The following is a 21,023-nucleotide window of genomic DNA, read 5'->3' as shown; positions in this document are numbered from 1 at the left end:
GCATTCACTCCGTCCTGCTGGAGCAGCCTGAATGAGGGCTGCGCCACCTGCTCGTCGCCAATCCGGCTTTACCCTGCTGGAGGTACTGCTCGTGGCCATGCTGATGGGTCGGCTTGAGGCTACCGCTATGCAGTTGAGGCTGGCGCCATGAAACAGAGACGCCAGGCCGGTTTTACTCTGCTGGAAGTATTGCTGGTCGCCATGTTGATGGGGCTGGTGGCCACCGCCGTCACCCTCAGCATGGGGGGCGCCAGAGGGGATCGGGAGCTGGACAAGCAGGCGCGCCGCCTGATGGCGACCCTGCAGTTGGCGCAGGAGTATGCGGTGATGGATGGTCGACTGGTGGGCGTTCGCATCGAGGATAACAGCTGGCAGTTCATGCAGCGTCAGGCCAAGGATCGCAAGTGGCTGGCCCTGACCGGCGACAAGCAGCTGGGGCCGGTGCAACTGGCCGAGAACATGACGCTGGCACTGGAGCTGGAAGGCTTTGGCTGGCAGCCGGACTCCGATGAGAAAACCGAACAGAAGCGCGACGCGAAGGAGCGCACGCCGCAGTTGCTCATCTTCCCGGGCGGCGAGCTGAGCCCGTTCGTGCTCACCTTCACCCAACAGGATGACGACGCCCGCTACACCCGCATCGTCAAGGGTGACGAGTTCGGCCGCCTGGCCCTGCTCACCGGCGATGAAGATGAAGAGGTGAGTGAGTGAACGCCCGCGGTATGACATTAAAAGGAGTCATGGTGGCGCTACTGCTGTGCCAACCACACCCTCAACAGGTGGCTCGATGAACGCCCGGGGCATGACATTACTCGAAGTCATGGTAGCGCTGGCGGTCTTTGCCATCGCTGGACTTGCGGTAATGAAAGCCGCCAGCGAGCACCTCTCGGCGCTCAACTATCTGGAGCAGAAGACTCTGGCCACCTGGGTGGTGGAGAACCAGCTGGTGCAGCAGAAGCTCGAGAACAAGTGGCCCGGCGACAGCTGGGTGGAAGGGGATGAGCAGATGGCGGGCAGCACCTGGTACTGGCGCTATCGCGGTGTGGCCACAGCCGACAACAACTTCCGGGCACTCGATATGGAAGTGCGCACCGAGGCCAAGGCCGAGAACCCGGTCGCCATGATGCGGACCTATATCAGCCGATGATCAAGCACTCCACCCGCACGCCTCGCCCTGCCCGACACTCGGGTTTCACCCTGCTGGAGATGCTGGTGGCGATCGCCATCTTCGCCAGCCTCAGTATGGGCGCCTATCAGGTGCTGCAGGGGGTGCTCACCAGCGATGAGGTGGCCAAACGCAAGGAGGCCCGCCTCAACGAATTGCAGCTCGCCTTCACCCTGCTGGAGCGAGACGTCACCCAGATGGTGCCGCGCAGCGGTCGCATCGAGGGGGAGAACAACAAGGTGCTGCTGGCGGCCTCCCGTTTCGGCCAGCAGAGCGATGACTGGGGCATGGCCTTTATGCGCAGCGGCTGGCTCAACCCGGACGGCATGCTGCCCCGCTCCCATCTGCAGCGGGTCGGCTGGCGCCTCAAGGATCAGAAACTTGAGCGCCTCAGCTACCTCTATCCGGATCCGGTGATCGGCACCGAACCGCGCATCCAGCCGGTGCTGGCGGGGGTCACGGCGTTTCGCCTCTACTTCTTCGACAAGGGCAACTGGAAGGAGGAGTGGACCCAGCGCAGCGTGCTGCCCTACGGGCTGGCGGTGGAGCTGGATCTGGAAGATTACGGCACCATTCGCCGTCAGTTCCTGATTGGCGCAGGGGGTCAGCGAGTCGAAAATGCGAACTAAGCGTCTCTCCTCTCCCGGTCGCCAGAACGGCATGGCTCTGCTGGTGGTGCTGCTGATCCTCTCGGTGATGGTGATCATCGCCAGCAACATGAGCGGCCGCCTGCAGCTTGAGCTGCGCCGCACCGCCAACATCACCACCGGCAAACAGGCGTGGTGGTATGCCCTCTCGGCGGAAGCGCTGGTCAGCAAGGTGCTGACACAGGACTTCAAGGACAACCCTGACGTGGTCAACCTCGGCCAGAACTGGGCCCGCAAGAATACTGTGTTTCCGGTGGATGATGGCCAGCTGAAGGGGGAGGTGACCGACCTGCAATCCTGCTTCAACCTCAACAGCCTGAGCGTGGCCTCCAAGGAGGGCTCGAGCGGCGAGGAGCTGGAGCAACAGCCCTATCAGGTGCAGGTGTTTCGCGAACTGCTCAAGCAGCTGGCGATGGATGATTACGAAGCGGCCCAGCTCACCGATGCCATCCGTGACTGGACTGACAAGGATACGGTGCTGGTCTCCAGCCTTGGCGCTGAAGACGCCTATTACGAGGGGCTCAAGCCACCCTACCTGACCGCCAACCAGTTGATGCTGGGCAAGGATGAGTTGCGGGCGGTGCGCGGGGTGACAGCCAGAGTCTATGCCAAGCTGGCTCCCTACGTCTGCGCCCTGCCCAACGACAAGTTGAAGATCAATATCAATACCCTGGCGCCCCAGCGCCCCGAGCTGCTGGTTGCCCTCTATCTGGGCAAGATTGGCGTGAATGATGCCAAGCGGGTGCTGAGCGAGCGGCCACAGAAGGGGTGGAAAGAGCCCAAGCTGATGACGGATCAGCTCGCCCCGGTCGACTCGGTCAAAGGGTTGAAAGAGGCGCTGGTAGTGAAAAGCGACTTCTTCGAAGCCCGCATGGTGGCGGAAGTGGGCGATAACCGGGCCTGGCTCGAGACCCTGTTCCAGCGGGGCAAGGACAATAAACTGGTCATGCTGCGCCGCCTCAGTAGCGGCGCCGAATAAACAGCGTACCTGTGGGCCCTCGCCCGCGGGTACGAGAAATGTTGGATGCAGCCTGCGGGCTGCGCACCGGTTGCCATGGCATACAACTGCCCTGCGCAATCCGGTATCGCAGGAGAGAGATGCGTGAGCGAAAGTCTGGTCATCCGACTGGGGACCAATAAACAACAACCCGTGGCCTGGCTGGTCTGGTCCGGTCAGGAGCAGGAGATCATCGCCTCCGGCACCCTGCCCTCGGCCGATGCCCTGAGCGAACTGCAGGAGCGGGCCGGAGGCCGCCCCGTGGTCACGCTGGTGCCGGGCAGCGATCTGATCTTCCGCCGTGTCACCCTGCCGGGTCGCTACAACCGCCAGTCGGCGGCGGCCCTCCCCTACCTGCTGGAGGAGCAGATCGCCTCCGACGTGGACGAGCTCCATCTGGTGGTGCTGGCCCACGAAGGGCAACAGGTCGACCTTATGGCGGTGGATCGGCAGAAGATGGGCGAGTGGCTCGGCTGGCTCGATGCCGCTGGCCTCAAGAGCCTGCAACTGCTGCCCGATGTGCTGGCGCTGCCACAGGCCGCTGATGGCTGGTCTGCCCTGCAACTTGGCAGCGAGTGGCTGGTACGCCAGAGCCCCTGTCAGGGGATCGTCGCCGACGAGCCGCTGCTGGCCATGTTGCTGGCAACCGAAGCCGAGCCGGTCACCATCCACAGCCACACCCCGCTGCCCGCCATTGCGGCCGCCAACTGGCAGTCGGCGGAGCCAGAGCTGCCCATGCTGCTGCTGGCCAAAGGGGCCCTCACCTGCCGCGCCAACCTGCTGACTGGTCCCTACCGGCCGCAGACCGAATATGCCCGCTACTGGTTGCAGTGGCGCAAGGTGGCTATCACCGCGGGTCTGTTGCTGCTGGTGGCCCTCGGCCAGCGCGGGGTGCAGCTCTATCAGCTCACCGAGCAGGACAAGGCGCTGAAAGCGGAGATCCGTGCCGTCTATACCCGCATCTTCCCGGGCGAGAACCGCATCGTGAACGTGCGCAGCCAGATGACCCAGCACCTGCAACAGATGGGACAGGCCCCGCAAAACGGCGTGCTGCTGATGCTCACCGAGCTGGCCCCCACCTTTGCCGAAGTACCCGGTCTGAAACCGCAGGTGATGCGCTTTGATGCCAGTCGCCGCGAGCTGCGGCTGCAGGTCACCGCCCCCGGCTTTGCCGAGATCGAGCGGTTCCGCGAGCTGGCAGGCAAGCAATTCGAGGTACAGCAAGGCGAGGTGCGCAGCACCGAGGGCAAGGTAGAGGGCGCACTGGTGCTCAAGGGTAAATCATCATGATGGAAAAATTGCAGAGCTGGTGGCAGGGCATCACCGCACGGGAACAGCGGCTGGTAGTCGCAGGCGGCGCCCTGCTGCTGGTCGGTCTCTTCTACTGGAGCGTCTGGCAGCCCATCGCCAACCGCATCGCGGAGCGGGAGCGGCAGGTGCAGAACCAGCAGCAGACCCTCGCCTGGCTCAAGGAGAAAGGTGAAGAGGTGCTGGCCATGCAGGGTGGCTCGGGTCGCCAGATCGACACCAGCGGCACCCTGGAAGGAGTGGTCAACCGCACCGCCTTCAACCACAAGATCAAGATTGCCCGCCTGCAACCCCAGGCGCAGGAGCTGCAAGTGTGGATCGACACGGTCCAGTTCGATGACTTGCTACTCTGGCTCTCCACCCTGGTGGAGCAGCACGGCATTCAGGTGCAAATCATCGAGATCGCCCGCGAGGATCTGGCCCCGGGTCTGGTCAAGGTCAGACGTTTGCAGTTGAGTCGCCCTCAATGAAACATCCCATCGCCACCCCCCGCCGGTTGCTGCTCTCTGATCGCCATGGAGCAGGGACACCTGTCCGGGTTTCTCTCTTGCAGTTGAGTCGTTTCCTATGAAAAAACGCATCCTGATTGCCAGCCTGTTTCTGGCCGCCTATCTGCTCTTCCTGCTGGCTACCCTGCCTGCAGCACTGGTGGCGCGCTATCTGCCACTGCCTGCCAACGTCGCCAACCTGCTGAAACTGGAGGGGGTGAGCGGCACCCTCTGGAGTGGCCAGATCGCCCGACTGCAATATGCCAGCGAATCGGTGAACCAGCTGCGCTGGGATCTCAACGGCTGGTCGCTGCTGCGCTTCGCCCCCGAAGTGGCCATTCGCTTTGGCGATCGCAACGGACTCAACGGTCAGGGCGTTGTCGGCTGGAATGGCGCCGCCTTCGGCCGGGATCTGACCCTCAACGCCCCCGCCCCCTGGTTGCTGAGCCGGGTGCCGATGCGCCTGCCGATCCCGATCACCGTCACCGGTCAGCTGCAGCTCAAAGTGGAGCAGTTTGCCCAGGGCAACCCCTGGTGTGACAACCTCTACGGCAACCTCGACTGGTACAACGCCAGCGCCGATACCCCGGCGGGCAAGCTGGATCTGGCCGACCCCGAGCTGAAACTCACCTGCCTCGACTCCAAACTGGTGGCCGAACTCAAGCAGGGCTCCGATGCGGTACAAACCATCGGTCGCCTCGAGCTGCAACCCAATGGCCAGTACCTGTTCCAAGGCACCCTGAAACCGGGCCCAGCACTGCCGCCGCAGATGCAGCAGGGGCTCCCCTTTCTCGGTCAGCCCGACAGTCAGGGCCGCTTCCCCCTGCGCTATCAGGGCCGGATCTAACGCCCCCGCCGACCCCGGAGCCAATCCGGGGTCGGCTTTTTACCCCTTTGTGCCCTCTCCTCTCACTGCTCTGACTCCCTCAGCCCTTGCTCATTCACTCCTCACTCATTCAGCACTCACTTAGCGCCACAACCCCAGCAAAGTGCCTGCTCCCCCTCTCCACCTGCCCGTTCCGTATGGCAAAAGCCTGCCTCCCTCGTCAGTTCATTTGCTGCCGATGGTCAATGAGCGCGCACCATACTGAAAAAATGGCAACCCATCCCCGCAAAACCAAATATCAATAACATTGCATCTAGTGTGAAATGTGAGCCACCACCCGTTATTGATCTTTTCCACCGAAATTTTCGCAACAGTCAAAACAATAAAAATAACTAACTGAAAAATAACGATTAAACCAAGATAAACATCCTCATCATGCCCCCTTCCATCTCATTTCCTCTGCGCCTGCCCATCAAAAATGTGACCAACGGCAAAACCACAAGTCAATAAGAGACAATCGATATAAGTATCCAAATACCAGATGAAACCTAGAGGTCGGTACAATGAGGTCAATGGGAGATGATTGATTTGTCTTGCTAGCACGACAGGCAACCATCTCGACCGATCTGTTCATTTGGTTTTCAAGCGTTGAGGGAAGGGTTATGGAAAAGAAGCGTATCTACCTGTTTTGCTCTGCCGGAATGTCCACTTCACTGCTGGTTTCAAAGATGAAGGCGCAGGCAGAAAAATATGATGTGCCGGTGCTGATCGATGCCTACCCGGAGACCCTGGCTGGCGAGAAGGGGCAGGATGCCGATCTGGTGCTGCTGGGCCCGCAAATCGCCTACATGCTGCCGGAGATCCAGCAGCAGCTGCCGGGCAAACCGGTCGAGGTGATTGACACCCTGCTCTACGGCAAGGTCGATGGCCTCGGCGTGCTAAAAGCAGCCGTCGCCTCCATCAAGAAGAGCCTCGCATAGGTAAGGAGATCCCTGTGAGCAACATCATCGCATCGTTGGAGAAGGTCATACTGCCCATTGCCGTCAAGCTGGGCAAACAGCCTCATGTCAACGCCATCAAGAACGGCTTTATCAAGATGATGCCCCTGACGCTGGTCGGGGCCATGTTCGTGCTGATCAACAACGTCTTCCTGAGCTTTGGCGAAGGCTCCTTCTTCTACTCCATCGGGGTGCGGCTCGATCCCGCCACCATCACCACCCTGGATGGGCTCAAGAGCATCGGGGGCAACGTCTATAACGGCACGCTGGGTATCATGTCCCTGATGGCCCCCTTCTTTATCGGTCTGGCCCTGGCCGAAGAGCGCAAGACCGACCCCCTGGCCTCCGGCCTGCTGGCGGTGGCGGCCTTTATGACAGTCACGCCATTTAGCGTGGGCGAATCCTATGCGATTGGTGCCAACTGGCTGGGTGGTGCCAACATCATCTCCGGCATGCTGATCGGTATCGTCGTGGCCGAGATGTTCGCCTTTATCGTGCGTCGCAACTGGGTGATCACCCTGCCAGACAGCGTACCGGCCTCGGTCTCCCGCTCGTTCTCCGCACTCATTCCGGGTTTTATCATCCTCTCGCTGATGGGGGTTATCTCCTATCTGCTGAGTGATGCCGGCACCAACTTCCACCAGCTGATCATGGACAGCATCGCCAAGCCGCTGTCCAACATGAGCGGTCTGGTCGGCTGGGTCTATGTGATCTTCTCTTCCTTCCTCTGGTTCTTCGGGGTACATGGCATGCTGGCGCTCACCGCGCTGGAATCCGGCATTCTGTTCCCGTTTGCTCTGGAAAACGTCGCCCTCTACAACCAGTACGGCTCGGTTGAAGCGGCCATCGCGGCAGGCAAAGAGTTCCACTTCTGGGCCAAGCCGATCACCGACTCCTTCGTCTTCCTCGGCGGCACCGGGGCCACCCTTGGCCTGATCCTGGCCATCTTTATGGTCTCCCGTCGCGATGACTACCGTCAGGTGGCCAAGCTGGGTCTGCCCTCCGGCCTGTTCCAGATCAACGAGCCCATCCTGTTCGGCTTGCCGGTCATCATGAACCCCATTCTGGTGGTGCCCTTCATTCTGGTGCACCCGGTCCTGATGGGGATCACCATGGCGGCCTACTACGCCGGGATCATCCCGCCCATCACCAACATAGCGCCATGGACCATGCCGACCGGCCTGGGTGCCTTCTTCAACACCAACGGCAGCGTGGCCGCCTTCTGTCTGGCGATATTCAACCTGGGGGTCGCGACCATGATGTATATCCCCTTCGTGCTGATTGCCAACAAGGCGCAGAACGTCATCGATGAAGAAGAGGAGAGCGAGGAGGATATCGCTCTGGCCCTGAAGTTCTGATGACCCGTTTTCTGATGACCAACGTTTCGATGACAACAGGGGAGGAGCAAGCCTCCTCCCCCACCAGCCTGGAGAAATCACCCATGCAGTATCGTTTTCCGGATAACTTCTGGTGGGGCAGCGCCAGCTCGGCCCCGCAGATGGAAGGCGCCGCCAACCGCGGCGGCAAATCCGCCAATATCTTTGACTACTGGTTCTCCATCGAGCCGCAGCGTTTCCACAACGGGGTCGGCCCGACCGACACCTCCACCTTCTATGACAACTTCGAGAGCGACATCAAGCTGCTCAAGCAGTTGGGGCACAACAGTTTTCGCACCTCCATCTCCTGGTCACGGCTGATCCCGGACGGGGTGGGCGAAATCAACCAGGAGGCGGTCAGCTTCTACAACGCCGTCTTTGACCGGCTGCTGGCGGAGGGGATCACCCCGCTGATCAACCTCTACCACTTCGACATGCCGATGTGCATGCAGGAGCGCGGCGGCTGGGAGAGCCGTGAAGTGGTGGCCGCCTATGTGCGCTACGCCACCCGCTGCTTCGACCTGTTTGGCGGTCGCATCAAGCACTGGTTCACCTTTAACGAGCCGATCGTGCCGGTCGAGTGCGGCTACCTTGGCCACTACCACTACCCCTGCGTGGTGGATTTTGGCCGGGCGGCCACCGTCGCCTACCACACCGCGCTGGCCCATGCTGGCGCCGTGCAGGCCTATCGCGCCTGCCAGCATGATGGCGAGATCGGCATCATCCTCAACCTGAGCCCGACCTATCCCCGCTCGCAGGATCCGGCAGATATCGCCGCCTCCCGCATTGCGGATCTGCTGCTCAACAAGAGCTTCCTCGATCCGGCCCTGAAGGGGAGCTACGACCCCGAGCTGGTCGCCCTGCTGGCGCAGTATGACTTGCTGCCGCAGCGTGAGGAGGGAGACAAGGCACTGCTCGCCGCCGGCAAGGTGGATATCCTCGGCATCAACTACTACCAGCCGCGTCGGGTCAAGGCCAAAGAGGTGGCGTGGCTGGGCGTTCCGCGTACGCCGGAAGATCTGTTCGACTACTACGAAATGCCGGGCCGCAAGATGAACCCCCACCGCGGCTGGGAGATTTACGAAAAAGGGATCTACGACATCCTCACCGACCTGCGGGTCAACTACGGCAACCTGCCCTGCTACATCTCGGAGAACGGCATGGGAGTCGAGGGGGAAGAGCGCTTTATCGGCCCCGAGGGACGGGTGGAGGATGACTACCGCATCCAGTTCATTCGCGAGCACCTCGAGTGGCTGCATCGCGCACTGGAAGAGGGCAGCGCCTGTCGCGGCTATCACCTGTGGACCTTTATCGACAACTGGTCGTGGCTCAACGCCTACAAGAACCGTTACGGCTTCGTCCGCCTCGATCTGGAGAGCCAGCAGCGCACCATCAAGAAGAGCGGCTACTGGTTTGCCGAGGTAGCGCGCAATCATGGTTTCAATTAACGGTTTCAATTAACGCATTCACGTAAGGAACGACACATGTTCGATCTGGACAGCATCACTGAAGAGGCACCCACCTGCAACGATCTGGAAGAGGTGGTGATGGGGCTCATCATCAACTCCGGGCAGGCCCGCAGTCTCGCCTACACCGCGCTGAAAAAGGCCAAGGAGGGGGATCTGGCTGCCGCCCACCAGCTGATGGCCCAATCCCGCGAGGCGCTCAATGCCGCCCATCTGGTGCAGACCCAGCTGATCGAGGACGATCAGGGGGAAGGCAAGATCCCGGTCACCCTGGTACTGGTCCATGCCCAGGATCACCTGATGACCTCCATGCTGGCCCGTGAGCTGATCAGCGAGCTGATCGAGCTGCACGAAAAGCTGCAGAACCAGTAACCTCCGGACGGGGCGAGAGGCCCCGTCATCGGCCCGCAGATCAGGAAACAGCTCATGAGTGTCAAAACAATCCGGGAAACCGAACTGTTTAACAACAAACCGTTCCATATGTTCATCTACAACAAGCAGGTGAGCGGAACCGGTTTGCACCAGCACGACTACTACGAGTTCACCCTGGTACTGACCGGTCGTTACTATCAGGAGGTCAACGGCAAGCGGGTGCTGCTGGAGCGGGGGGACCTGGTGTTTATTCCGCTTGGCTCCCGCCACCAGAGCTTCTACGAGTTCGGCACCACCCGCATCTTCAACGTCGGGATCACCCGCACCTATTTCGACGAGCACTTCAAATACCTGCTGCCGGAGCACTTCGTCGCCTCTCAGGCCTATGCGCTCAAGAGCGAGTTCCTCAGCTACATCGAGTCGGTGCTGGTCTCGCCGGGGTTTCGGGAAGAGGCGCTGACCGAATTTCTCGAAGTGGTGACCTACGCCGTGATGAACCGGTTGCGCCACTACAAAGACAATTCCGCCAGCGACGATCTTCCGCTCTGGCTGCACGAAACCGTGGAGCGGATGCACGATCGCCCCCTCTTTGCCGAGGATGCGCTGGCCAACATGGTCTCCCTCTGTGGCAAGAGCCAGGAGTATCTGACCCGGGCCACCCGGCGCTACTACAACAAGACGCCGATGCAGATCATCAACGAGATCCGGATCAACTACGCCAAGATGCAGTTGGAGGTGACCAACAACTCGGTGGCCGATATCGCCTTCGAGACCGGCTACAACGACGTCAGCCTCTTTATCAAAAACTTCAAGAAGCTCACCTCGTTTACCCCGGGCAGTTACCGCAAATATCTCTACCCGAAATTTGAAAGCCCGGCCTGATGCCGACAGTGAACTCCATGTAAATAGAACAGATTGCAATACAAAGCACAGAACATGATCAGCCCCTGCCACAGGCGGCTGCGGCCCCTCTCACCCTGACGACAGAGCGGCCACCATCAAACCGATGAAGAGGGATTTATGAGCGAGAAGATCAAGGTAGTCACCATAGGCGGCGGCAGCAGCTACACCCCCGAGCTGGTCGATGGTTTCATCAAGCGGTATGCCGAGCTCCCCATCAGCGAGCTGTGGCTGGTGGATATTCCCGCTGGCGAAGAGAAACTGAACATCATCTTCGACCTCTGCCAGCGGATGATCTGCCAGGCGGGCATCCCCATGACCCTGCACAAAACCCTGGATCGCCGCGAGGCACTGGTGGGCGCCCACTTCGTCACCACCCAGCTGCGGGTCGGCCAGTTGCAGGCGCGAGAGAAGGATGAGCGCATCCCCTTGAGCCACGGCATGCTTGGGCAGGAGACCAACGGCGCAGGCGGCCTGTTCAAAGGGCTGCGCACCATTCCGGTCATCTTCGATATCATCCGCGACGTCGAAGAACTTTGCCCGGATGCCTGGCTGATTAACTTCACCAATCCGGCCGGCATGGTGACCGAAGCGGTGCGCCGTCATACCAACTTCCGCCGCTTTATCGGGGTGTGCAACATTCCGGTCGGCATGCAGATGTTTGTGCGCGACGCCCTCCAGCTCACCGAACATGATCACCTATCGATGGATCTGTTTGGCCTCAATCATCTGGTCTTTATCGGCGATGTGCTGGTCAACGGCGAATCCCGCTTTGACGAGCTGCTGGAAGGGGTCGCCGATGGCAGCCTCACCCGCGCCAGCTCGGTCAAAAACATTTTCGACCTGCCGTTCGACCCCGGCTTTATCCGCGGCCTGCGCCTGCTCCCCTGCTCCTACCTGCGTTACTACTTCAAGGAGAAAGAGATGCTGGGGATCGAGATGGGCGAGTTCTACAAGGGCGGCGCCCGGGCTCAAGTCGTGCAGCAGGTCGAGAAGAAGCTGTTCGAGCTCTACCAGAACCCCGAGCTGTGCGAAAAGCCCAAGGAGCTGGAGCTGCGTGGCGGCGCCTACTACTCCGATGCGGCCTGCGAGGTGATCAGTGCCATCTACAACGACAAACAGAGCGAGCACTACGTCATCGTGCCCCATCAGGGCCATGTCACCAATATCCCGGCCGACTGGACGGTAGAGATGAGCTGCCTGATCGGGCGTGATGGCGCCATTCCCCATCCGCGCCTCACCCGCTTTGACGACAAGGTGAACGGGCTGGTGCACCTCATCAAGAGCTTCGAGATCGCCACCGCCAAGGCCGCCATCAGTGGCAACTTTGACGACCTGCTGCTGGCGATGAACCTCAACCCGCTGATCCACTCCGACAACGATGCACGTATCGTCGCCCGCGAGCTGCTGCTGGCCCACCGCGAACACCTGCCCAACTTCGCCGCCGCCATCGACGCCCTCGCCTGAGGCCAGCACGCCCCGCCCGAACCGGCGGGGCGCTTAACCGCAAGGGAACCCTCATGAGCAAGAGATTGATCATCAACGCCGACGATTTCGGCCTCTGCCGCGCTCAGAACTACGGCATCATAGAGGCGTTCGAGCACGGGGTCGTCAGCTCCACTACTGCGATTGTCACCTCCCCCGCCATCGAACATGCCGCCTGGCTGGCCGAACGCTTTCCCGAATTGCCGGTCGGGCTGCACTTTATGCTCAGCTGGGGCAAACCGCTCACGCCGCTCACCTCGCTGGTGAACGAACAGGGCGAGCTCAACAAGGGGATCTGGCACAAGAGCGAGGCAGGAGAGCTGGATCTGGCCGAGATATCCGGCGAGCTGGCGAGTCAGTATCAGCGCTTTGTCGCGATCTTCGGCAAGACACCGACCCATATCGACAGCCACCACCATGTTCATATGCTGCCGACTATCTACCCACTGGTGGAGGCTTTCGCCAAGGCGCATGACCTGCCCCTTCGCATCGACCGGGGCGAAATAGCCCGCCACGGCCTGACCGTCACCCACCCGCAGAGCTGCGATCGGTTCGACGACCGCTTCTACGGCGCACAGCTGACTCAAGCCGACCTGCTGCAACTGCTCGATGAGGCCAGTGAACAGGGGGCCAATTCGCTCGAGATCATGTGCCACCCCTCCTTTATCGATCTGGAGATGCAAGGCAGCTCCTACTGTCAGCCCCGCCTCAACGAACTGGCGATCCTGACCGACCCGTCCCTGCCCGCCCTTATCGCCGAACACGGCTACCGCCTCGCCAGCTATCGGGAGTGGCGGCGTGACACGAAATAGAGCGAAATTGCCGGTGGAAAAAGGAGAGCAGTGATGAGGCTGGCAGGCAAGAGAATGTGAGAGAAGAGACAGGATGGCGGCACAAGTGCCGCCATCCTGTTTCCGTTACCAATATTTGTTTATCTCGCGGCGCAACGCTTCGGCGGTTGCCTGGCCGCTTTCAGAGGCCAGTGCCCGTCCGGCGATAAAGGTCTTGGCCCGGATCCCCTCAAACAGATGGATATCCTCCGGCACGATACCACCGGTGATCGACAGCTCCAGCCCCAACTCGGAGAGTGCCCGCATCTTGCTCAAATCGGCCTGGGTCCAGTTGACCCCGGCCAGCTCGGCATCCCGCGAGCGGTGATAGATAGCCTGGGTGATCCCCATATCGGCCCACTGCTTGGCATCATCCAGCGTCCAGTTGCCATAAATCTCGATCTGGATCTCCCCGCCGAACTCATCCGCGACTTTCTTGCAGGCAGCAATGGTGGCGACGTGCGCGGCGGCCGATACTGTGATCCAGTCAGCCCCTGCCGAGAAAGCCATACGGGCCAGAATGGCGCCACCATCTGTGGTCTTCATATCGCATACGATGATGTGATCAGGATGACGCTCGCGCATGGTGCGTACCGCAGACATGCCTTCCGCAAAGGCGAGAATCGTGCCGACCTCGATGACCTCGACATAACCGGCGACGCGATCGGCAATATCCACGGCGGTAGCAAGATCGGTAGAATCCAGAGCAATCTGTAACATTGGTTTGGTCATAATATATTTCCTTAATTTAAAACCTTGGCAGGATTGATTGGTCCATTGATTTAAAGTCGATAAAGGGCCGTAACCTGACGTCACTAACATAAATAGATGAGCAATTTAAATAACGGGTTGACTAATTAGCGCTGGCCGTAATAGGCATTCTCACCATGTTTTCTGAAATAGTGTTTGTCAGACAACTCCTGCGCAATATGGATGGCCGGATTCAACGCTCTGGTTGCCAGCGCCATGGTGGCTACTTCCTCCAGCACCAGCGCATTGTGCACCGCATCCAGCGCACTCTTACCCCAGCAGAAGGGGGCATGACCAGTGATGACCACGCCTGGCAAGGCCTGCGGATCCAGATCCCGACGCTGAAACTCTTCGACAATGACCTTGCCGGTATTTTTTTCATAATCAACGCGGATTTCATCTTCCGTCAGCGAACGAGTGCAGGGAATATCCCCATAAAAATAATCGGCGTGTGTGGTGCCCAATGCCGGAATATCCATACCCGCTTGCGCCCAAATAGTGCCATGACGGGAATGGGTGTGCACAATCCCGGAAATACCCTTGAATGCCTTATATAAAACCAGATGGGTTGCGGTATCACTGGATGGGGATAAATGCCCCTCGACGATCTGGCCTTCCAAATCAACGACCACAATATCGTCAACGGTCATATTGTCGTAAGAGACCCCGGATGGCTTGATGGCCACCACCCCCAGGCTGCGATCAATCTGGGACACATTTCCCCAGGTCAGGGTAACCAGACCGTATCGGGGCAGCAGCAGGTTGGCCTCCAGTACCGCCTCTTTCAATGAGTTATACATTCCGTTCTCCTGGGCCCCTTGCGGCGCCGCGTTGGGTGCCTCAGGCCACTTGAGCCAGCGCCTGGTCAATGACGTGGAATACATCTGCCGTGCTCTGGCAAGATCTGAGCTTGTCGAGGTTGATCCCGCTTTCGCTGTTTTCATCCTCCAGCACCTGAGTGACCTCCATCAGCCCCTCCATGTGCTCATCCGAGGTGCTGCCCGCCAGCGTCACCAGCACATCCACCGGCTCCTCTTCCCCTTCAAATTTCACCGGAGTGGTCAGGGTGACCAGTGCAAATGCCGTGCGCTTGACTCCATCTTCCGGCCTTGCATGGGGCATCGCGAACTGGGGGGCAATCACGATATAGGGCCCCATCTTTTCAATGCTACCGATGATCGCATCGTGGTAGCGAGGCTCCACGGCGCCGGAACGGATCAGCATGTCGGTGCCCAGTTTGATGGCGCTGCGCCAGTCGCTGGCGGCCGCGTTGAGCAATACAGAGTCGTTTTCCAGCAGAGATTGTTTGAATTTCATCTTGTTCTCCTTGCCCGCTGCCGAGTGCAACGAGGCTCATCGGCTTAATTTGCAAAGTTGTTCTTGATGATGCCCAGCAGTTCATCACCAAACGAATTGGGGTTGAGCATGTTCTGTACCCCCAGCACGAATTTGCCCTCACCGGGGCTCATCTCACCGGCCAGATGCTTGGAAGAGACGATGATGTCGGTGGTCTGCAGCTTGGTTTTGTAATCGGCCACGGCGCAGGAGTCCATGACATGGGGCACACCACGCTGCTCGAGAAACTTGCCGATCTTCATCTTCATCATCATGGATGAGCCCTGACCATTGCCACATACCGCCAGGATCCGCACTGCACTTCCCCCTTTGGCACTCTCGGCTGGCAAGGCTGACAGCTCGGCCGCCTCTTCTGCCACAGCGACACTCGGGACTGCCATATCCTCTTCCATCCGCAGGGTGCGGGAAGCGCAGTACATATAGAGCCCGGCGCCGATCAGCAACACCACAAAGAACAGGGAAGAGAAGGAGAGCCCCTGCATGATCACCGGGAACACCAGCGCCCAGTCAGCCATGCCCATCCAGCCATTGAAGCTGGTGCCATTGGCCGCGAACAGGTGGATAGCCCAGGCAGAGCCCAGCACCTCGATGATCCCCATGACGAAGCAGATCTTCATCACCGCGCGCCAGCCGCCAAAGTGGTTGGCGAACACCCCTATGGTGGCGTTGGAGAAGAACATGGGAATGAAGCCCGGGATAATCATGATGGGCGCCTGGAATGCCAGCAGGGCAAGCACCGCGAGAAACTGACCGATAGCTCCCCACATAAAGCCAAAGACCATGGCATTCGGCGAGTAGGCGTAGATAGCGGCGCAATCGATTGCCAGGACGGCGTTGGGAATGACCCGTTCGGAGATCCCCTTGAAGGCCTCGGAAAGCTCGGCAACGAACATCCGCACCCCCACCACGATGACCTGAATGGCGACCGCAAACTTGAGACCGGTCTCGAGAATGTAGATAGACCAGTGGGTCTGACCCGCCATCTGTTGCAGATTATCGAGGCCAAACGAGAGCAGGATGATGCCGAAGAAGATAGTCATCACGATGGCGGTCGCCGTGATGCTGTCGTGGAAGATGTGCAGCCACTTTGGCAGCTTCAGGTGATCGACGCTCTCCTCCTTATTGCCCAGTTTCGGCGCCACCTTGGTGGCAATCCAGGAGGCGACCTGTTGCTGGTGGCCAATGGAGAATCCCGCCCCGCCAGTCACTTCCTGGGTTGGCTTGAACATGATGTTGGAGGAGATCCCCCAATAAAGCGCCATGATCACGGCGGAATAGAGGATGGTTTCCCACATCGAGGCCCCCATCACCATATAGAAAACCGCGATCAGACCCACCTGCTGAAACATGATGTGGCCGGTCAGCATGATGGTGCGGATCCCGGTATAGCGCCGCAGCAACACCAGCAGAATATTGAGGGCAAGGGCCAGCAATACCGCATAGCCGACCCAGGAGTAGTTCTCCCCCATAGTCTCCATGGTCGCCATCATGGTGGTATAGGGATCAATCACTGAACCGGTGAGGTGATGATATTCCGCAATCTTGTCCACCACCGGCTTGAAACCGGCCACCAGCGTACTGGCGCCTACCTGCACCAGCATGAAACCGACGATGGTCTTCACGGTGCCCTTGACGACCGTCGTGCCATCCTGCTTGAGCAACAGGTAGCCAATACAGGTCACCAGCCCCAACAGCAGGGGTGCCTTGGTCATCACCTGACTGTAAAAGATGTAAAAAGCGTTGTAGAGGGTTTCCATATTTATGCTCCGTCCAGATGAGGACAACTCATTGCTATTGGATTGGTGCGGACATCTCACCATTCATATGGGCATTGCTTTACCTGACGCCCCGCGAGCAGATTCAACTGCCACCACTCACTGCGAAATCTAAAATAATCATACATAGTCAAATTGTGATTTATTGTGATGAAGATCTAGGTCGTAAAAATCTCTTTCTTCCCTTATCTGGATGTGAAATTTTGGTTAAAAGCACACTAATAACCACATAAAAGGATTCAAAAAACCCCTCACAATATAAAAAAAACTGAAAAAACCAATAAATACAGATACTTAAAAACATACTTATCTCTTGATTGTGATATGCCGCAATTAATCTCACAAAACAATCATCACAATCATTGATAATCACAAAAAGCAGTAATATAGTCACAGCCAATCAAAAGAAATCACTGGCTCGCAACCATGCAAGCCATGTCATCACCCGATGAATCACCACTGTGTGAACCATCCAAATCAGAAAGGTATGTGAGATGAGCAAGATTGATGAAATCACCCGTGAATCGTGGATCCTCAGCACCTTCCCCGAGTGGGGCACCTGGCTGAATGAAGAGATTGAGCAGGAAGAGGTCAAACCAAACACCTTCGCCATGTGGTGGCTGGGCTGCACCGGTATCTGGCTGAAGTCTGCCGGCAATACCAACATCTCCATCGACTTCTGGTGCGGCACGGGCAAGCGAACCCATGGCAATCCCTACATGAACAAGCAGCACCAGATGATGCGGATGGGGGGAGTGCGCAAGCTGCAACCCAACCTGAGAACCTCACCTTTCGTGCTCGATCCGTTCGGGATTAAAGATATCGATGCGGTGTTGGCCACCCACGATCATGCCGACCATATCGACGTCAATGTGGCGGCGGCTGTGCTGCAGAACTGTGGTGAGCATGTGAAGTTCATCGGTCCCAAGGCCTGTGTCGACCTCTGGTTGCGCTGGGGTGTGCCTGCCGAGCGTTGTGTGGTGGCGCGCGTGGGTGACGAGATCCCGGTGGGTGACATCGTGATTCAGGTACTCGATGCCTTTGATCGTACCGCGCTGGTCACCCTGCCGGCAGGAGTCTCCTCCACCGACAAGAGCATTCTGGATGGCATGGATGATCGGGCGGTGAACTATCTGGTCAAGACATCCGGTGGCAACCTCTACCACTCGGGTGACTCCCACTACTCCAACTACTACGCCAAGCACGGCAATGACTACCAGATCGATGTGGCGCTGCTCTCTTATGGCGAGAACCCGCGGGGCGTAACCGACAAGATGACCTCATCAGACATCTTGCGGGCCGGGGAGTCCCTCAACACCAAGGTGGTGATCCCGTTCCACCACGATATCTGGGCCAACTTCCAAAGCGATCCCCGCGAGATCGAAGTGCTCTGGAACATGAAAAAAGAGCGCCTCGGCTATCGCTTCAGCCCCTTCTTCTGGCAAGTCGGTGGCAAGTACACCTTCCCGACCGACCAGAGCAAGCTGCACTACCAGCACCCGCGCGGCTTTGATGACATCTTCATCGACGAGCCGGAGCTGCCTTACAAATCCTTCCTGTAAGCAGAGCCTGTCGCACGTCGGGTAATACGAGGGATGGTGAGTTAGAGGGGCCAGCAAGGCCTCATCTCAATCACCCCTCTATTGCCCCCACCTCACCGGATAACAACAAGAAGATCAGACGATGCGCTATCACGCCCTGGCCCTCGATCTCGATGGCACCACCCTCACCAGTGCTCACACCATCATGCCGGCCGTCAAAGAGGCCATCATGAGGATCAAGGAGCAGGCCACCGTCATGCTGGTCACCGGCAGACATCACACGGCAGCCCACCCCTATCACCACGAATTGGGCCTGACCACCCCCATCATCTGCTGCAACGGCACCTACGTTTACGACTACGACCGGCGCGCCGTGCTGGCAGAGAACGCCATTCCCCATCAGCTGGCACAACGCTTTATCGCGCTGGCAAGGGAGCACCGGCTCAACCTCGTCATGTATGTCACTGACCGCATGGTCTACTCCGCTCATCAGCCGGTGCGCTACATGGCAGCCCTGCAGCAGTGGGCCAGCGGCTTTGCGCCGCCTATCCAGCCGCAGATAGCCAATGTTGACTCGTTTGAAGAGGAGCTGGCCAACAGCAGCCATGTCTGGAAATTCGTGGCTGAGGGGAATATCGCCGCCGTTCATGCCTTCTCAAACCACCCCTGGGTACGCGAGTACTTCAGCAGTGAGCAGTCCTGGTCCAACCGGGTTGATTTTGCCCGTAGAGGCAACAGCAAGGGGGCGCGGCTGCTTGAATACCTTGAACAGCAAGAGATCAGCCCGGCGCGACTGGTCGCCATCGGCGACAACCACAACGACACCTCCATGCTCTGCCTCGCGGGGATGGGCATCGCCATGGCCAATGCCGAACCGGAGGTCAAACAGATGGCCAACCGGGTCACCCGCGAGAGCAACGACGAGGGCGGGATCCTCGAGGTATTGAACCGCTATTTCCCTATCTGAATGCAGGAGCTTGTATGCACCACTTTGACCATGCCTTACGCCTCGGCCTTTATGAAAAAGCGATGCCCTCCGCACTGGAGTGGCAAGAGAAAATTCTGTCGGCCAAGGAGCTTGGCTTTGATTTCATCGAGATATCCATTGATGAGTCAGATGAAAAACTGCAACGGCTCGACTGGTCAGATAGCGAAATCTATCGGCTCAGACGCCTGTGCGAGCAGCACAGCTTGCCGTTGCACTCCATGTGCCTGAGCGCCCATCGCCGCTTTCCGTTTGGTTCGCAGGATCCGGCCATCCGCGCGCAGGCGGCCATCATCATGGAAAAAGCGATCAATCTGGCGTACAAGCTCGGCATTCGCTGCATCCAGCTGGCGGGCTACGACGTCTATTACGAACCGCAAAGCGACGAGACCCACCGCCACTTCATCGACGGGATGAAGGCGGCAGCCAAAATGGCGGAACGGGCAGGCATCATGCTGGGTGTGGAGATCATGGATACCCCCTATCTCAACTCCCTCAGCAAATTCGAGGTGCTGAAAAAGCAGATCCCCTCCCCCTACTTCATGGCCTATCCGGATGTCGGCAATATCACCGGCTGGAACTATGACACCTGCACCGAGCTGCAATTGAGTGCAGACCATATAGTGCAGATCCACCTCAAAGAGACCCGCAAGGTAACGGCCAGTTGCAGCGGGCAGTTCCGTGATCTGGTCATTGGCGAGGGAGAGGTCGACTTTGCCGCCATTTTCCACACCCTGGCAAAAATCGGTTACAACGGCCCCCTGGTGCTGGAGATGTGGGCCAAGGATGCCCAGTGGGCTAGCAACCTGAAAACGGCCAAGGCGAGACTGGTCGAGCTGGGACAGCAAGCCGGTCTGGCGCTCGCCTGAACGTCCGTCATCAGAAGAGTTAACAAGGTTGCTGTCATCCACACTTATGCGCGATATAATCACCACCCAATCAGATTCAATCATCATCAGGCATGATATGACAGAAGCACATCGCCATAACGCCATTTTGGAATTGCTCAATCAGAAACGTCATCTGTCGGTCAACAGCATAATGCAAGCCTTTGATATCTCTCCGGCTACTGCTCGCCGCGATATCAACAAGCTCAATGACTCCGGCAAGCTGCGCAAGGTGCGCAACGGGGCCGAAGCCCTGATGCAGGCCAGAAAGGCCCACTGGTCTCCCCTCGACAGCAACGAAAACCTCAATCACAGCGACAATCACAGCGAAAAAGTGCGTATCGCCCAAGCAGCTGCGGATCTGATCAAACCGGGCGAAAGCGCGGTCATCAACTGTGGCTCCACCGCCTTCGTGCTGGGTCAGGAGATCTGCGGGCAGGATGTTCAGGTCATCACCAACTACTTCCCGCTCGCCAACTACCTGATCGAGAATGACCATGACGGCGTGGTGATCATCGGCGGTCAATACAACAAGTCGCAATCCATCACCCTGGCACCGCAGGACGAGATCTCCTCCCTCTATGCCGGGCACTGGATGTTTACCAGCGGCAAAGGTGTCACCGCAGATGGTCTCTACAAGATGGATATGCTGACCGCCATGGCGGAGCAGAAGATGCTCAACCACGTCGGCCGACTGGTGGTACTGGCCGACAGCAGCAAGGTGGGACAACGGGCAGGCATGCTGTTTTGCGCCGCCAGCAAGATCGACATTCTGATCACCGGCAAGGATGCGGATAAAGCGGTCATCGAGCAGATCAAAGCCAAGGACGTACAAGTCATCCAGGTCTAAGCCATAAGGTGGCGGGGCGCTTTG

Annotated in this window: 23 protein-coding genes; 19 read left to right on the top strand and 4 right to left on the bottom strand. The window is 58.7% G+C overall.

Annotated features, from left to right (window positions below):
* Positions 1-31 precede the first annotated feature (31 nt).
* The 15 genes from LD28_RS22060 to chbG all read left to right on the top strand — a co-directional run bounded on the left by LD28_RS22060 (position 32) and on the right by chbG (position 12,837).
* Positions 32-151: a type II secretion system protein gene (locus LD28_RS22060; protein ID WP_081959372.1), complete on the top strand. Its 120-nt coding sequence runs from the start codon at positions 32-34 to the stop codon at positions 149-151.
* Positions 148-708 carry a GspH family T2SS minor pseudopilin variant ExeH gene (exeH, locus tag LD28_RS0101105; RefSeq protein WP_033135191.1) on the top strand — a complete coding sequence of 187 codons (561 nt, stop codon included), beginning with the start codon at positions 148-150 and terminating at the stop codon, positions 706-708. The genes LD28_RS22060 and exeH overlap by 4 nt, the downstream gene beginning before the upstream one ends.
* A gap of 76 nt (positions 709-784) precedes the next feature.
* A complete protein-coding gene (gene exeI / locus LD28_RS0101100) occupies positions 785-1,144 on the top strand; it encodes a GspI family T2SS minor pseudopilin variant ExeI (RefSeq protein WP_033135190.1) in 360 nt (119 codons plus the stop codon).
* Complete coding sequence (gene exeJ, locus LD28_RS0101095) at positions 1,141-1,791, top strand: GspJ family T2SS minor pseudopilin variant ExeJ (RefSeq protein ID WP_033135189.1); 651 nt, start codon at positions 1,141-1,143, stop codon at positions 1,789-1,791. The genes exeI and exeJ overlap by 4 nt, the downstream gene beginning before the upstream one ends.
* Entirely contained in the window at positions 1,781-2,788 is a 1,008-nt protein-coding gene (gene exeK, locus LD28_RS0101090; protein ID WP_033135188.1) for a GspK family T2SS minor pseudopilin variant ExeK, read from the top strand. The genes exeJ and exeK overlap by 11 nt, the downstream gene beginning before the upstream one ends.
* A 123-nt stretch (positions 2,789-2,911) precedes the next feature.
* Entirely contained in the window at positions 2,912-4,096 is a 1,185-nt protein-coding gene (gene exeL, locus LD28_RS0101085) for a GspL family type II secretion system protein ExeL (protein WP_050514231.1), read from the top strand.
* A complete protein-coding gene (exeM, locus tag LD28_RS0101080; RefSeq protein WP_033135187.1) occupies positions 4,093-4,584 on the top strand; it encodes a GspM family type II secretion system protein ExeM in 492 nt (163 codons plus the stop codon). The genes exeL and exeM overlap by 4 nt, the downstream gene beginning before the upstream one ends.
* Before the next feature lie 97 nt (positions 4,585-4,681).
* On the top strand, positions 4,682-5,449 hold the full coding sequence (gene exeN / locus LD28_RS0101075) for a GspN family type II secretion system protein ExeN (protein ID WP_033135186.1): 768 nt from the start codon (positions 4,682-4,684) through the stop codon (positions 5,447-5,449).
* Positions 5,450-6,090: 641 nt separating this feature from the next.
* Complete coding sequence (locus LD28_RS0101070; RefSeq protein ID WP_033135185.1) at positions 6,091-6,408, top strand: PTS sugar transporter subunit IIB; 318 nt, start codon at positions 6,091-6,093, stop codon at positions 6,406-6,408.
* Positions 6,409-6,422: 14 nt separating this feature from the next.
* Entirely contained in the window at positions 6,423-7,784 is a 1,362-nt protein-coding gene (chbC, locus tag LD28_RS0101065) for a PTS N,N'-diacetylchitobiose transporter subunit IIC (RefSeq protein WP_033135184.1), read from the top strand.
* An 83-nt stretch (positions 7,785-7,867) separates the two neighbouring features.
* On the top strand, positions 7,868-9,250 hold the full coding sequence (locus LD28_RS0101060) for a glycoside hydrolase family 1 protein (protein WP_033135225.1): 1,383 nt from the start codon (positions 7,868-7,870) through the stop codon (positions 9,248-9,250).
* A 36-nt stretch (positions 9,251-9,286) separates the two neighbouring features.
* The gene (gene chbA, locus LD28_RS0101055; RefSeq protein WP_033135183.1) at positions 9,287-9,640 is read left to right on the top strand and encodes a PTS N,N'-diacetylchitobiose transporter subunit IIA; all 354 of its coding nucleotides are present in this window, start codon (positions 9,287-9,289) and stop codon (positions 9,638-9,640) included.
* A gap of 54 nt (positions 9,641-9,694) precedes the next feature.
* Entirely contained in the window at positions 9,695-10,522 is an 828-nt protein-coding gene (gene chbR / locus LD28_RS0101050; RefSeq protein ID WP_033135182.1) for a transcriptional regulator ChbR, read from the top strand.
* Between the two features lie 138 nt (positions 10,523-10,660).
* Complete coding sequence (locus tag LD28_RS0101045; protein WP_033135181.1) at positions 10,661-12,007, top strand: 6-phospho-beta-glucosidase; 1,347 nt, start codon at positions 10,661-10,663, stop codon at positions 12,005-12,007.
* A 53-nt stretch (positions 12,008-12,060) separates the two neighbouring features.
* Positions 12,061-12,837 carry a chitin disaccharide deacetylase gene (gene chbG / locus LD28_RS0101040; RefSeq protein WP_033135180.1) on the top strand — a complete coding sequence of 259 codons (777 nt, stop codon included), beginning with the start codon at positions 12,061-12,063 and terminating at the stop codon, positions 12,835-12,837.
* Between the two features lie 105 nt (positions 12,838-12,942).
* Here chbG and LD28_RS0101035 read toward each other — a convergent pair whose 3' ends face one another.
* From LD28_RS0101035 to LD28_RS0101020, 4 genes are all read right to left on the bottom strand, one after another.
* Positions 12,943-13,587: a 3-keto-L-gulonate-6-phosphate decarboxylase UlaD gene (locus LD28_RS0101035; protein ID WP_033135179.1), complete on the bottom strand. Its 645-nt coding sequence runs from the start codon at positions 13,585-13,587 to the stop codon at positions 12,943-12,945.
* Between the two features lie 125 nt (positions 13,588-13,712).
* The gene (locus LD28_RS0101030; RefSeq protein WP_033135178.1) at positions 13,713-14,405 is read right to left on the bottom strand and encodes an L-ribulose-5-phosphate 4-epimerase; all 693 of its coding nucleotides are present in this window, start codon (positions 14,403-14,405) and stop codon (positions 13,713-13,715) included.
* Between the two features lie 40 nt (positions 14,406-14,445).
* A complete protein-coding gene (locus LD28_RS0101025) occupies positions 14,446-14,922 on the bottom strand; it encodes a PTS sugar transporter subunit IIA (RefSeq protein ID WP_033135177.1) in 477 nt (158 codons plus the stop codon).
* Positions 14,923-14,966: 44 nt separating this feature from the next.
* Entirely contained in the window at positions 14,967-16,718 is a 1,752-nt protein-coding gene (locus tag LD28_RS0101020; protein WP_033135176.1) for a PTS ascorbate-specific subunit IIBC, read from the bottom strand.
* Between the two features lie 512 nt (positions 16,719-17,230).
* Between LD28_RS0101020 and ulaG the strand changes: the two genes are divergently transcribed.
* From ulaG to ulaR, 4 genes are all read left to right on the top strand, one after another.
* Positions 17,231-18,298, top strand: a complete 1,068-nt coding sequence (ulaG, locus tag LD28_RS0101015; protein ID WP_033135175.1) for an L-ascorbate 6-phosphate lactonase — start codon at positions 17,231-17,233, stop codon at positions 18,296-18,298.
* Between the two features lie 121 nt (positions 18,299-18,419).
* Positions 18,420-19,244, top strand: coding sequence for a Cof-type HAD-IIB family hydrolase (locus LD28_RS0101010; protein WP_033135174.1), 825 nt, complete (start codon positions 18,420-18,422; stop codon positions 19,242-19,244).
* A 14-nt stretch (positions 19,245-19,258) separates the two neighbouring features.
* Entirely contained in the window at positions 19,259-20,131 is an 873-nt protein-coding gene (locus LD28_RS0101005; RefSeq protein ID WP_033135173.1) for an L-ribulose-5-phosphate 3-epimerase, read from the top strand.
* Between the two features lie 97 nt (positions 20,132-20,228).
* Entirely contained in the window at positions 20,229-20,999 is a 771-nt protein-coding gene (gene ulaR, locus LD28_RS0101000) for an HTH-type transcriptional regulator UlaR (RefSeq protein ID WP_033135172.1), read from the top strand.
* Positions 21,000-21,023 lie beyond the last annotated feature (24 nt).

This window comes from Aeromonas finlandensis (assembly GCF_000764645.1).
GTDB lineage: Bacteria > Pseudomonadota > Gammaproteobacteria > Enterobacterales > Aeromonadaceae > Aeromonas > Aeromonas finlandensis.
The sequence above is the reverse complement of the archived record's forward strand: the minus strand, read 5'-3'. Positions and strand labels throughout refer to the sequence as shown.